Origin of the sequence: Metabacillus halosaccharovorans (genome assembly GCF_002019635.1) — a bacterium.
GTDB classification, from domain to species: Bacteria; Bacillota; Bacilli; order Bacillales; family Bacillaceae; genus Metabacillus; species Metabacillus halosaccharovorans.
Genome location: NZ_KV917371.1, coordinates 1,212,024 through 1,226,203, shown reverse-complemented (window position 1 = coordinate 1,226,203; position 14,180 = coordinate 1,212,024). Strand labels below are relative to the sequence as shown.

Genomic DNA, 14,180 nt, shown 5'->3' with positions numbered 1-14,180 from the left:
TCCTAGCAGCATTCCTGCACCATTTCCTAATAGGTTTTGCGCAACTTCACATTTTTATGTACACGGCATATTTCCTATAGAAAAGAATACATTGTACAAAGAAACAAAAGGTATTGACTGAATGCTCATTCATTTATTATGATAGGAGTATAATGAAATGTTAAAGGTAGGGTAAAATTTTGTACTTAGTTTTAGTGTCTAGCTCCAGCGCCTAGCCACAAATGAATTGAAGACAAAGAACGTCTTCTATTCATTTGCGTCTTATTTGCCTGAGGCTGACCAAGGCGCTTACGCTTTTCATAGGGGAAAGACATAGACCGCAACAAATGGGAGATTGGGGGAAACAAAAGTGGATGCATTATTATGGATTAATTTTGTAGCATTTTTATTTGTAGCCGCTTACGCAATTCATCTTTTTGTTTATTTAATCCGCACGAGGATGGCGTACATCAAGCTAGGAAAAAAGGTTGAATTCGATGGGAAAGTGAAGGAGCGGCTTGAAAAAATATGGGTGAATGTATTTGGTCAAAAAAAGCTGTTAAAGGATAAAAAGAGCGGCATTATCCATGTGATGTTTTTCTATGGTTTTATTCTTGTTCAATTCGGGGCAATTGACTTCATTATCAAGGGTCTTTTACCGGGAGCGCATCTTCCGCTTGGACCGCTATACCCGGCTTTCACATTTTTCCAGGAGATTGTTACATTTATGATTTTAGTGGCAGTTGTTTGGGCATTTCATCGGCGCTATGTTGAAAAGCTTGTACGATTAAAAAGGGGCTTTAAATCAGGGCTTGTCTTACTTTTTATCGGCGGCCTAATGCTTTCTGTGTTACTGGGAAATGGAATGGGACTTATTTGGCATAATCATGACCTAACCTGGTCTGAACCGCTCGCATCTTCTTTCGCCTTTATTCTAGGGTTTGTAGGAGAGACGGGATCCATCGTCCTGTTCTATATCGCATGGTGGGTTCACTTGCTGTTTTTATTAACGTTTTTAGTATATGTACCTCAATCAAAGCATGCACACTTAATTGCAGGACCGGCAAATGTGTATTTTAATCGCACAACAAACCCGGGGAAGCTTGAAAAAATCGATTTTGAAGATGAAACACAGGAAACCTTTGGAGTCGGAAAGATTGAGGAATTCACACAACCGCAATTAATTGATTTATATGCCTGTGTAGAATGTGGCCGTTGTACAAATATGTGCCCGGCAACAGGAACAGGAAAAATGCTGTCACCAATGGATTTAATTATTAAACTGAGAGATCATCTAACCTTTACAGGTGCCGCTGTGACGCAAAAGCAACCATGGGTTCCGGCCGTTGCATTCAGTAACACAAAGGGAAATCAAATTGCAATGATGGCATCAAGCTCAGGTGCACAGGAATCTGCGGCTACAACTTCGGGATATCATGCTTCTTTAATCGGAGATGTGATTACAGAAGAAGAGATCTGGGCTTGTACAACATGTCGTAATTGTGAGGATCAATGTCCTGTTATGAATGAGCATGTTGATAAAATCATTGATATGCGCCGCTATCTTGTTTTAACAGAAGGTAAAATGGATGCAGATGCACAACGCGCAATGACGAATATAGAACGCCAAGGAAATCCATGGGGGCTTAACCGTAAGGAAAAAGAAACATGGCGTGAAGCTCGTTCCGATGTGATCGTTCCTACAGTGAAAGAAATGAGCAAAGCGGGAGAAGAGTTTGAGTACTTATTTTGGGTTGGTTCCATGGGTTCTTATGATAATCGCAGCCAAAAGGTTGCCCTATCATTCGCAAAGCTCTTAAATGAAGCAGGTGTGAAGTTTGCGATTCTTGGAAACAAAGAGAAAAACTCCGGAGACACACCGCGCCGCTTAGGAAATGAATTTTTATTCCAAGAGCTTGCAACAAAAAACATCGATGAATTCATGAAAAATGATGTTAAGAAAATCGTCACGATTGATCCGCATGCTTACAACATTTTTAAAAATGAATACCCGGATTTTGGTCTTGAAGCTGAAGTTTATCACCATACTGAATTACTTGCTGAGTTAGTGGCATCAGGAAAGTTAAAACCAACACTTCCAGTTAACGAGACGATTACCTTCCATGATTCCTGTTATTTAGGAAGATACAATGAAGTGTATGATGCACCAAGAAATATTTTAAAAGCAATACCTGGTGTGAAGCTTGTTGAAATGGAACGAAATCGTGAAAAGGGTATGTGCTGTGGTGCAGGCGGGGGCTTAATGTGGACGGAGGAAGATACAGGAAGCCGCATAAATGTCGCAAGAACAGAGCAGGCTTTGGCTGTTAACCCGTCTGTTATCAGTTCTGGATGTCCGTACTGTTTAACAATGCTAAGTGATGGGACGAAGGCGAAGGAAGTGGAAGAAGCCGTGAGCACCTATGATGTAGCAGAACTATTAGAGAAGTCGATTTTTGGCGAACGAAATGAGCAAGTTTCATAGACATTTTCAAAGATTGATAAGCTAAAATAAAAAGAGGGGGTATACCCCTCTTTAATTGAAAAGAAATTGAGCGAGCGTTCAGTCAAAGTTGTAAGCGTTTACTAACATCGAAGGGGAGATTATATATGGCAAAAACAGTGATTTTAAGTGGCGTGAGAACACCGATTGGAAAATTTGGTGGAGCATTGTCAACATTAACAGCCGCAGAACTGGGCGGAATTGTGATAAAAGAAGCACTATCAAGAGCAAAGGTTCAAGCTGAAGATGTACAAGAAGTGATTTTAGGAAATGTCCTGCAAGGCGGGCAGGGACAAATCCCTTCGCGCCAAGCCGCACGCGCTGCAAACTTACCTTGGAATGTGAAAACAGAAACCGTGAATAAAGTGTGTGCATCTGGTTTAAGAAGTGTCACAATGGCTGACCAAATCATTCGTGCAGGTGATGAAGAAGTGATCGTCGCAGGTGGGATGGAATCAATGAGCAATGCACCTTATATCATGCCAAAGGCAAGATGGGGCTTAAGAATGGGTGATCATCCGGTGAAGGATTTAATGATTCATGACGGATTAACATGCAGCTTTACTGGCGTCCATATGGGAACATACGGAAACAGCACCTCAAAGGAGCTCGAGATTACGAGAGAACAGCAGGATGAGTGGGCATTAAGAAGTCATAAGCGGGCAGTTGCTGCTCAAGAGTCAGGGATTCTGGCAGAAGAAATCACTCCCGTATCAGTGCCGCAACGAAAGGGAGATCCAATCATCGTCGACAAAGATGAAGCACTGCGAAAAGATACATCAATCGAACGTTTAGCTAAGTTGTCTCCTGTTTTTGACCATGACGGAACAATAACAGCTGGAAATGCCCCGGGAATAAATGATGGAGCAGCTGCCCTTGTTCTTATGAGTGAGGAAAAGGCTCTAAAAGAAGGCAGAGAACCTCTTGCAACCATTTTAGCTCATACAGCCATCGCTGGTGAGGCAGGAGATTTTCCGAAAACACCTGGACTTGTCATTAATGAACTATTAAGGAAAACAGGAAAATCAGTTGAAGAAATTGACTTGTTTGAAATCAATGAAGCTTTTGCGACAGTGGCGTTGGCTGCAAACCAACTGGCAAATCTTGATCCTGAAAAGGTCAATGTAAATGGTGGCGCAGTAGCGCTTGGACATCCGATCGGTGCGAGCGGAGCGAGAATACTCATTACTCTCATTCACGAATTAAAGCGAAGAGGCGGAGGAATTGGGATTGCGGCAATCTGCTCAGGTGGCGGTCAAGGTGATGCGATTATGATAGAAGTTTAATAGAGAGTGATCAAGCAAATCAAGGAGGGTTTCGATGACAATTCAACAAATCATGGTGATCGGCGCAGGGCAAATGGGTTCAGGGATCGCCCAAGTTTGTGCAATGGCAGGCTATGAGGTTATTCTTCATGATCTAAATGAGGAAATCGTCCATAAAGGTATCAACTCCATTAAAAAGCAACTTCAAAAACAGGTGGAGAAGGAAAAGCTAACAAACAGCGAAAAAGAAGAAATCATTCAAAGACTAAACGTTTCCTCAACTCTTGATGATGTGAAGAAAGCAGATCTTATTATTGAAGCAATCATCGAAAAAATGGAAGTCAAAACCAGTCTATTTGAAAAACTGGATCAGTTGGCGAGTGAAAAGACGATTTTAGCAACAAACACCTCATCATTGCCGATCACAGAAATCGCTGCCGCCACAACCAGACCTGATCGGGTTATAGGCATGCACTTTATGAATCCTGTGCCAGTCATGAAATTGGTCGAAATCATACGGGGATTAGCAACATCAGATGAGGTGTATGAGCAAATTGATGCCGTAACAAGGAAACTTAATAAAACACCTGTTGAAGTCCAGGACTTTCCGGGATTTGTGTCAAACCGAATTTTAATGCCAATGATTAATGAGGCCATTTTTACAGTATATGAAGGTGTAGCAGAGCCGGAAGCGGTTGATGAAGTCATGAAGCTTGGCATGAATCATCCAATGGGACCGCTAACCCTTGCTGACTTTATTGGCTTAGATACGTGTCTTTATATTATGGAAACCCTTCACGAGGGCTTCGGTGATGATAAGTACCGACCATGTCCATTACTAAGAAAATACGTAAAAGCAGGGTGGCTCGGTCGAAAATCAGGCAGAGGCTTTTATCAGTATTCGTAAAACATCTGATATGACCAAAGGGGTGGGCATCTATGAATGTAGCGTTAACAGATGAACAAATGATGTTACGAAAAATGGTACGTGATTTTGCGAAAACAGAGGTAGAGCCGTTTGTTGAGCAAATGGAAAAAGGAGTATTTCCCAGAACAATTCTCAACAAAATGGCGGAATTGGGGCTGATGGGAATCCCGGTTCCAAGCAAATATGACGGTGGGAATCTGGATTTTACTTCTTATATGATGGTTATTCATGAACTGGCAAAGGTAAGTGCAACATTGGCAGTTATTTTATCTGTTCATACATCGGTTGGAACATATCCGATTTTGTCGTTTGGCACGGAAGCGCAAAAAGAAAAGTACGTAAAAAAGCTGGCACGAGGGGAACATTTAGGAGCCTTTTGTTTAACAGAACCGGGCTCAGGATCCGATGCGGCAAGCATGAAAACAAAAGCCGTAAAAAAGGGTCAATTTTATGTGCTGAATGGATCAAAGATGTTCATTACAAATGGTGGGGAAGCAGACACCTATATCGTGTTTGCCAGAACAGGGGAAGAGAAAGCGAGTACCAGCATCTCTGCGTTTATTATTGAAAAAGATACACCTGGATTGATTATCGGCAAGGATGAACACAAGATGGGCTTAAATGGATCGAGAACGGTTCAGCTTATCTTTGAAGATGCACAGGTTCCAATTGAAAACCTTCTTGGACATGAAGGGGAAGGCTTTAAAATTGCAATGGCAAATCTTGATGGCGGCCGAATTGGCATCGCCGCACAGGCATTGGGCATTGCGGAAGCCGCACTTGAAAAAGCTGTACAATATGCCGGGGAGCGAAGGCAATTTGGCAAGTCAATTTCTGCTCAACAGGGTATTTCTTTTAAGCTTGCTGACATGGCGACAAATGTGGAGGCGGCGAAACTATTAGTCTATCAGGCAGCTTGGTTAAAGGACCAGGGCATGCCTTGTGGAAAGCAAGCCGCAATGGCCAAATTATTTGCTTCCAAAACGGCAATGAGCGTCACAACAGAGGCGATACAGGTGTTTGGAGGCTACGGCTATACAAAGGATTACCCTGTTGAACGGTATTTCCGTGATGCCAAAGTATGTGAAATCTATGAAGGCACAAGTGAAATCCAACGAATCGTCATCAGTAAGCATCTATTAAGAGAACGATAAATTATGCGGTACAAAGGGGAGAACACAATGTACTTTAAGCTATCTGAAGAACATGAAATGTTAAGAAAAACAGTTCGGGATTTTGCTAGAAAAGAAGTTGAACCAACAGCAGCTGAACGAGATGAACAAGAACGATTTGACATGAACATTTTTAAGAAAATGGCGGAATTGGGCTTAACGGGAATTCCATGGCCTGAAGAATATGGAGGAATCGGCAGTGACTATTTAGCTTATGTGATTGCAGTTGAAGAGCTCTCAAGGGTATGTGCATCAACAGGTGTGACATTATCAGCCCACACATCGCTGGCGGGGTGGCCTTTATATAAATTCGGAACAGAGGAGCAAAAACAAAAATATTTAACGCCTATGGCACTTGGCGAAAAAATTGGTGCCTACGGATTAACAGAGCCCGGTTCAGGATCGGATGCCGGCGGAATGCGCACACATGCCAGGGAAGACGGAGATCACTACGTATTAAATGGATCAAAAATCTTTATTACAAACGGTGGAATTGCCGACCTTTATATCGTTTTTGCCATAACGGACCCTTCAAGTAAACATAAAGGCACAACCGCATTTATTATTGAGAAAGATTTTGAAGGCTTTTCTGTCGGTAAAAAAGAAAGCAAACTGGGCATTCGTTCCTCACCAACAACAGAAATTATCTTTGAAGAATGCAAAGTGCCAAAGGAAAACATATTAGGTCAAATTGGTGAAGGCTTTAAAATTGCGATGATGACATTAGATGGCGGTAGAAACGGAATTGCCGCACAAGCAGTAGGAATCGCACAAGGCGCACTAGATGCAGCTGTTGCCTATGCAAAGGAACGTGAACAGTTCGGCAAGCCCATTGCCGCACAGCAGGGAATTAGCTTCAAGCTGGCTGATATGGCGACAAGCATTGAAGCAGCACGTCTGTTAACCTATCAAGCGGCATGGCTTGAATCAAAGGGACTTCCATATGGAAAAGAATCGGCTATGTCAAAACTCTTTGCAGGAGACACAGCAATGAAGGTCACAACAGAAGCAGTCCAAGTATTCGGAGGCTACGGCTATACAAAAGACTACCCTGTAGAACGCTACATGAGAGACGCAAAAATAACCCAAATCTACGAAGGAACCCAAGAAATTCAACGACTGGTGATTTCTAGAATGCTAACGAAATAGATTTTATAAGTCCTTTAGTGTTTGTTGCTTTAGAATCTCATTCTAAAACAAGAGTGAAATGGAGCGGAAGACACTCGACTCCTGCGGGAAGTGAGTGTCTGGAGCGCAATGGAACGAACTATTTTTTACCGTCAACTATTTTGAAAATCAACAAAGTATGCGAAAGTGTCTATGTTAGGTGGGAAACACAGATGAAAAAACGAGAAGTTGTCGCATCTGTAAAAGATGAAAAATTAATTGAAAAACGCAGAGAGCAAATGATCAAGGGTGCTGTAACCCTTTTTAAAGAAAAAGGATTTCACAGAACAACAACAAGAGAAATTGCCCGGGCGGCAGGCTTCAGCATCGGCACATTATATGAATACATCCGACAAAAAGAAGATGTACTGTACCTGGTCTGTGACAGGATTTATGACCAGGTCCACATCCGACTTGAAGAAAACCTTGATACAAAGCAAGGAACAATCGAAAGCCTCAAGCAGGCGATTGAAAACTACTTTAAAGTGATGGATGATATGCAGGATGAAGTCCTTGTCATGTACCAGGAAGCAAAATCTCTTTCAAAAGATGCTCTGCCTTATGTATTAAAAAAAGAAATTGAAATGGTCGGGATGTTTAAACACATCATCGATTGCTGCGTAAAAAATGGAGAGCTCACACTTTCGGAAAAAGAATCTGAATTAATTGCCCATAACATCTTTGTACAAGGACAAATGTGGGGATTTCGCAGGTGGGCTCTCCAAAAAATATATACAATAGACGAATATATTGAGCTGCAAACAAAGGTGATTTTACAAGGGGTAGGAGAGGAACAGCACGAACAAAGGGGTGATTAGATGGCAGTAGTTAAAAGTTATAAACCAACACATCATATTCGATTTGTCACAGCTTCAAGCTTGTTTGATGGTCATGATGCATCAATCAATATTATGCGGCGGATTTTGCAGGCAAGCGGAGCAGAAGTGATTCACTTAGGACATAATCGTTCTGTAGAAGAAATTGTCTCTGCTGCTATTCAAGAGGATGTCCAAGGAATTGCGATTTCTTCTTATCAAGGAGGACATGTTGAATTTTTCAAGTACATGTATGATCTGCTGCAGGAAAAAGGGGCAGGACATATCCGCCTTTTTGGTGGCGGAGGCGGCGTTATTATTCCCAGAGAAATAAAAGAACTTCACGAGTATGGAATTGCGAAGATTTTTTCACCTGAAGATGGCCGGGAGCTTGGGTTACAGGGAATGATTGACTACATGTTAAAGGAATGTGATTTTTCTCCAGTAGGTCAGGATGATGTGAAGGTCGATCAGCTAACATCTGGTGATATAAAAACAGTTGCAAAACTGATATCCTATGCTGAAGCGAAAATTTCACAGCAAGCATTACCTGAGAACGTAGAACCTATTTTCCAGGAAATGATCTCACAAACTAAGAACATACCCGTTCTTGGCATTACGGGAACCGGTGGAGCGGGAAAAAGCTCGCTGACTGATGAATTAATCAGACGGTTTCTTAATGAAATCGAAGACATTCGAATTGCTGTTTTATCTGTAGATCCTACAAAGCAAAAAACAGGGGGGGCATTACTCGGAGATCGAATTAGGATGAATGCCATTTTCTCCCCACAGGTTTTTATGAGAAGCTTGGCAACCCGTCAATCCAAGTCAGAGATTTCCCTTGCGATTCACGATGCAATTTCCATTGTGAAGGCAGCAGGATTTGATCTTGTGATCGTGGAAACGAGTGGAATCGGTCAAGGTGATGCAGAGATCGCTGAGGTTTGTGATCTTTCAATGTATGTGATGACAAGTGAATTTGGAGCACCATCTCAATTAGAAAAAATCGACATGCTCGATTATGCCGACCTGGTCGTTATTAATAAATTTGAGCGCAAAGGATCAGAGGATGCAAAGCGCCAAGTACAAAAGCAATATCAACGCAGCCGGATGCTTTTTGATAAATCTTTAGATGATATGCCCATTTTTGGCACCATTGCAAGTCAGTTTAATGATCTGGGAACAAACACGTTATTTGCTAAAATTTTAGAGATGATAAATGAAAAGTCGAGCTTGAACTGGCAGTCAACATTACCTGTCGTCAAAGAAGTTGAAAAGCAAAATGTCATCATCCCGCCAGAACGAAGATATTATCTAAGAGAAATTAGTGAAACCGTCAGAAACTATCATCATCTTGCAGAAAAGCAAGCAGATCTTGCCACAAAGATTTTTCAAGTAAAAGGAACTCTTGAAGCTTTAACAGAGCATGAAAAAAATGAGGAAGTTGTGACTTCATTACGAGTACTTCAACATAAGCTTGAACAGCAGCTGACACCACAATCAAAGGAACTGTTGGCTAAATGGTCGGATTTAAGAGAAAAGTATGCACAAACTGAATTTACAACCGTTATTCGCAATAAAGAAATTGTCATAAAGCTACGTACGACTTCACTTTCCGGTCTTTCAATACCAAAGGTTGCTTTACCAACATACAAAAATGATGGTGATATTTTAACTTGGTTATACAAAGAGAATGTACCAGGGGCTTTTCCGTTTACTGCAGGAGTTTTCCCATTTAAACGAGAAGGTGAGGATCCGAAAAGACAATTCGCAGGTGAAGGAACACCTGCACGGACAAACCGGCGTTTTCATTATTTATCAAAAGATGATTCAGCAAAGCGTCTGAGCACAGCCTTTGATTCTGTTACATTATATGGTGAAGATCCTGCTTACCGCCCTGATATTTATGGGAAAATTGGTGAAAGCGGTGTAAGTGTATGTACGCTCGAAGATATGAAAAAACTGTATGAAGGCTTTGATTTATGTGCACCATCCACCTCTGTTTCGATGACAATTAATGGTCCGGCTCCAATTATTTTGGCGATGTTTATGAACACAGCGATTGATCAGCAGATAAAAGTGAAGGAAGCCGAGATAGGTCGTGCTTTAACAGCTCAGGAGGTAAGCGAAGTAAAGGCGTACACCCTCCAAACTGTAAGGGGAACGGTTCAAGCTGATATTTTAAAGGAAGATCAAGGTCAAAATACATGTATATTCTCAACAGAATTTGCCTTAAGGCTTATGGGAGACATTCAGCAATACTTTATTGATCAAAATGTGAGAAATTACTACTCAGTGTCCATCTCCGGTTATCATATTGCAGAAGCAGGTGCAAATCCTATTTCACAGCTGGCTTTTACCCTTTCTAATGGATTTACGTACGTAGAATATTATCTAAGCAGAGGAATGGATATCGATTCTTTTGCACCAAATCTGTCGTTCTTTTTTAGTAATGGATTGGATTCGGAATATACCGTCATCGGCCGGGTGGCCCGAAGAATTTGGGCTACGGTTATGAGAGATAAGTATGGCGCAAATGAACGAAGTCAAAAATTAAAGTATCATATCCAAACATCTGGACGATCCCTGCATGCACAGGAAATCGATTTTAACGACATTCGTACAACACTGCAGGCATTGATGGCACTTCATGATAATTGCAACTCTCTCCACACAAATGCCTACGATGAAGCCATAACAACGCCATCAGAGGAATCGGTTCGTCGTGCGATGGCCATTCAAATGATCATTACAAAAGAGCATGGATTAACCAAAAATGAAAACCCTCTACAAGGTTCATTTATCGTAGAAGAATTAACAGACTTAGTAGAGGAAGCTGTCCTTCAGGAATTTGATCGAATCAATGAACGCGGCGGTGTGCTGGGTGCAATGGAAACTCAATATCAGCGTGGAAAAATTCAAGACGAATCAATGCACTATGAAATGAAAAAGCACACGGGAGAGCTGCCGATCATTGGAGTCAACACCTACTTAAACCCAAACCCGCCAACTGAAGAAATGATGGATACAATAGAACTTGCCCGTGCATCAAAAGAGGAAAAAGAAACCCAAATTCAAAACCTTAAAAGATTCCATCAAACACATGAAAACGAAGTAAGCGAGGCATTAACGAAACTGAAACAAACAGCCATTCATAAAGGAAATATATTCGCTGAACTAATGGAAACAGTAAAAGTAGCAAGCCTCGGCCAAATCACCCAAGCACTATACGAAGTTGGAGGACAATATAGACGGAATATGTGATTTAAACTAGAAAGAAACCGGTAAGTAGTCGGTTTCTTTTCTAGTTTTCAATTTTTGAATTAAAAAACATAAGTTTTTGTAGCTAGTATAGTAATTAGATCTATTTATCTCAGTACTGTTTATCCTGTTTGATCTTTTTTGAGAACTAAACCAAATAAGGTTGATTTACGTGGAAGGTGCGAGACTCCTGCTAGAAATGCGGAAGCGCCTTGATCAGCCCCGACAAGCAATACAAATTATATTAAACATGAAAGTTTACGAAAATAGCCAACTTTGAAAGAACCAAATTTTTAGTTGATAAAGGTGGCATAAACCGCTAGAAATTGTTTATAATGAATGGTATGATTTGTTAGGTTTATTTTGTACATAATCTTATGATTGCGGCTTTCTTACTCTAATGCTAGAAGGTTAAGAGGTTAGCCGATAGATATTGATGACCTTGAAAGGGAGTGCCGGAACTTGAGTCTAAAACAATTAACAGACGAACAAATAAAAGAAATGGCAATGGTAGAAGTTGCCTATGAGCTTTTTGAAGATAGCAAAAAACCTTATATTTTCAGTGAATTAGTAGAGGAAATAAAAGGATTGCTAGGTTTAACAAAGCAGCAAGTTGAAGATAAAATCGCACAATTCTATACAGATATTAACATTGATGGCCGCTTTATTTGTGTAGGTGAAAACATGTGGGGACTACGTACGTGGTATCCATATGAGCAAATTGAAGAAGAAATTGTACCGGTCGCTAAACCGAAGAAGAAAAAAGCTAAAAAGACTGATGATGAAGAAGATCTGGATGATGTATATGATGAGCTTGAAGAAGATCTGGATTATGATGATCTAGATGACTTCGATGACACAGATGATGACGAAGATGAAGATTTTGATGATCTGGATGACGCAGATGATGATGATGATGAAGATCTAGATGATGAAGATCTCATTGACGATGATGATGAGGACTATGATTTAGATGACGAAGATGATGAAGACGAAGATGACGATTTAGACGATGACGAAAAATAAAAAGAAATCGTCTTGACTTTCTATTTCTAACTAGGTAGAATCTATTTTGGGCTCTTAAAAAAGCAATTGTTTTATCAATTACACAATTACAGCTCCCTTTCAAATGGTTTTGGAAGGGAGCTTTCTTATTTTATACTATCAGAAAGTATTAGAATTTATTGATGATAGTATAAGAAAAACTAAGGCTTTCACCATTAGGACTTGGCGATAAGCCAAGTTTTTCCAATATTTTTAAGTAACGCTTCTATATTATTGGTTTTTCAGATGAACCCATTTTATGTTCTTAAATGATTTCTTCATCTTTTGTACAAAATAAAAAACATACAAGCTTCTGAGGGGGAAGACCATGACAAAGTATATTTTTGTAACAGGTGGCGTTGTGTCATCTCTAGGAAAAGGGATCACAGCAGCATCACTGGGTAGACTATTAAAAAATCGCGGCATGAGTGTAACAATCCAAAAATTCGACCCGTACATAAATGTTGATCCGGGGACAATGAGCCCATACCAGCATGGGGAAGTGTTTGTTACAAGTGATGGCGCTGAAACTGACCTGGACTTAGGTCACTATGAGCGTTTTATTGATGTAAACTTAACAAAATTTAACAACGTGACAACAGGAAGAATTTATTCTACTGTCTTAAAGAAAGAACGTCGCGGTGATTATCTTGGAGGAACTGTTCAAGTTATTCCTCATATCACAAATGAAATCAAAGACCGTGTTTTCCGTGCCGGAAAAGAAACAGGTGCAGACGTTGTTATTACAGAAATCGGTGGAACAGTTGGGGATATAGAATCCCTTCCATTCCTTGAAGCCATCCGCCAAATTAAAAGTGACATTGGCCGTGACAATGTGATGTACATCCACTGTACGCTTGTGCCTTATATTAGAGCTGCAGGTGAATTAAAAACAAAACCAACACAACATAGTGTAAAAGAATTACGCAGCTTAGGAATTCAGCCAAATATCATCGTTGTTCGTACAGAAATGCCAATTTCTCAAGACATGAAAGACAAAATTGCATTATTCTGTGACATCGATACAAATGCGGTTATTGAATGTCGTGACGCAGAAACTCTTTACTCTATTCCTTTAGATCTACAAGAACAAAACCTGGATACAATTGTTTGTAACCATTTAAAACTGAACTGCAATGAGGCAGACATGACAGAATGGAAAGAGCTTGTAAAACGTGTAACAAGCCTATCCAAAAAAACAAAAATCGGTCTTGTAGGGAAATATGTTGAACTGCAGGATGCTTATATTTCAGTTGTTGAAGCATTACGCCATGCGGGCTATGCATTCGATTCGGATATTGAAATCAAATGGGTAAATGCTGAACAATTAACACAGGAAACAGTGAAAGATGAACTATCAGATGTTGATGGTATCTTAGTACCTGGCGGCTTCGGTGATCGTGGAGTAGAAGGAAAAATCCTTGCTACAACATATGCGCGTGAAAACAAAGTGCCATTCTTAGGCATTTGCTTAGGTATGCAGGTTGCATCAATTGAGTATGCACGTAATGTACTAGGATTGGAAGGTGCAAACTCATCTGAAATTGATCCAAACACAAAATATCCTGTTATCGATCTTTTACCGGAACAAAAGGATATTGAAGATTTAGGCGGGACATTACGTCTTGGTTTATCTCCAAGTAAGCTTCAAGAAGGCACTCGTGCTTTTGAAGCATATCAGGATGAAGTCATCTATGAGCGCCATCGTCACCGTTATGAATTTAACAACGAATACCGCCAAGCAATGGAAGAAGCAGGCTTTGTTTTCTCAGGAACAACACCTGACGGCCGCTTAGTGGAAATCGTCGAACTTAAAGATCACCCATGGTTTGTGGCATCCCAATTCCACCCGGAATTCACATCAAGACCAACAAAACCACAACCATTATTCCGTGACTTTGTTCAAGCATCATTAATAGCAGCAGAAAAATTATAAGTCATAAATAACGCTACCCTCATACCTACTATTAATAAGTGGGACGAGGGTAGTTTTTTTATTGTTGGAGTGGTAATCGACAATCCTTTATGTAAGGGCTTTTAAAAGTG

General features: G+C 40.6%; 9 protein-coding genes. All 9 read left to right on the top strand.

From position 1 onward, the window contains the following. Positions 1-349 precede the first annotated feature (349 nt). On the top strand, positions 350-2,464 hold the full coding sequence (locus tag BK577_RS05645) for a (Fe-S)-binding protein (protein ID WP_078432034.1): 2,115 nt from the start codon (positions 350-352) through the stop codon (positions 2,462-2,464). Positions 2,465-2,589: 125 nt separating this feature from the next. Continuing rightward, positions 2,590-3,768: an acetyl-CoA C-acetyltransferase gene (locus tag BK577_RS05640; RefSeq protein ID WP_078432033.1), complete on the top strand. Its 1,179-nt coding sequence runs from the start codon at positions 2,590-2,592 to the stop codon at positions 3,766-3,768. Positions 3,769-3,802: 34 nt separating this feature from the next. After that, positions 3,803-4,654 carry a 3-hydroxybutyryl-CoA dehydrogenase gene (locus tag BK577_RS05635; protein WP_078432032.1) on the top strand — a complete coding sequence of 284 codons (852 nt, stop codon included), beginning with the start codon at positions 3,803-3,805 and terminating at the stop codon, positions 4,652-4,654. 32 nt (positions 4,655-4,686) lie between these two features. Next, on the top strand, positions 4,687-5,829 hold the full coding sequence (locus tag BK577_RS05630; RefSeq protein ID WP_078432031.1) for an acyl-CoA dehydrogenase: 1,143 nt from the start codon (positions 4,687-4,689) through the stop codon (positions 5,827-5,829). 27 nt (positions 5,830-5,856) lie between these two features. Further along, positions 5,857-6,996, top strand: a complete 1,140-nt coding sequence (locus BK577_RS05625) for an acyl-CoA dehydrogenase (RefSeq protein ID WP_078432030.1) — start codon at positions 5,857-5,859, stop codon at positions 6,994-6,996. A 191-nt stretch (positions 6,997-7,187) separates the two neighbouring features. Continuing rightward, complete coding sequence (locus BK577_RS05620) at positions 7,188-7,832, top strand: TetR/AcrR family transcriptional regulator (RefSeq protein WP_078432029.1); 645 nt, start codon at positions 7,188-7,190, stop codon at positions 7,830-7,832. Then, positions 7,833-11,093 (top strand): fused isobutyryl-CoA mutase/GTPase IcmF, encoded by a 3,261-nt coding sequence (gene icmF / locus BK577_RS05615; protein ID WP_078432028.1) that lies wholly within the window; start codon positions 7,833-7,835, stop codon positions 11,091-11,093. Between the two features lie 459 nt (positions 11,094-11,552). Further along, positions 11,553-12,116 (top strand): DNA-directed RNA polymerase subunit delta, encoded by a 564-nt coding sequence (gene rpoE, locus BK577_RS05610; RefSeq protein ID WP_078432027.1) that lies wholly within the window; start codon positions 11,553-11,555, stop codon positions 12,114-12,116. Positions 12,117-12,462: 346 nt separating this feature from the next. Then, a complete protein-coding gene (locus BK577_RS05605; RefSeq protein ID WP_078432026.1) occupies positions 12,463-14,070 on the top strand; it encodes a CTP synthase in 1,608 nt (535 codons plus the stop codon). Positions 14,071-14,180: the final 110 nt, after the last annotated feature.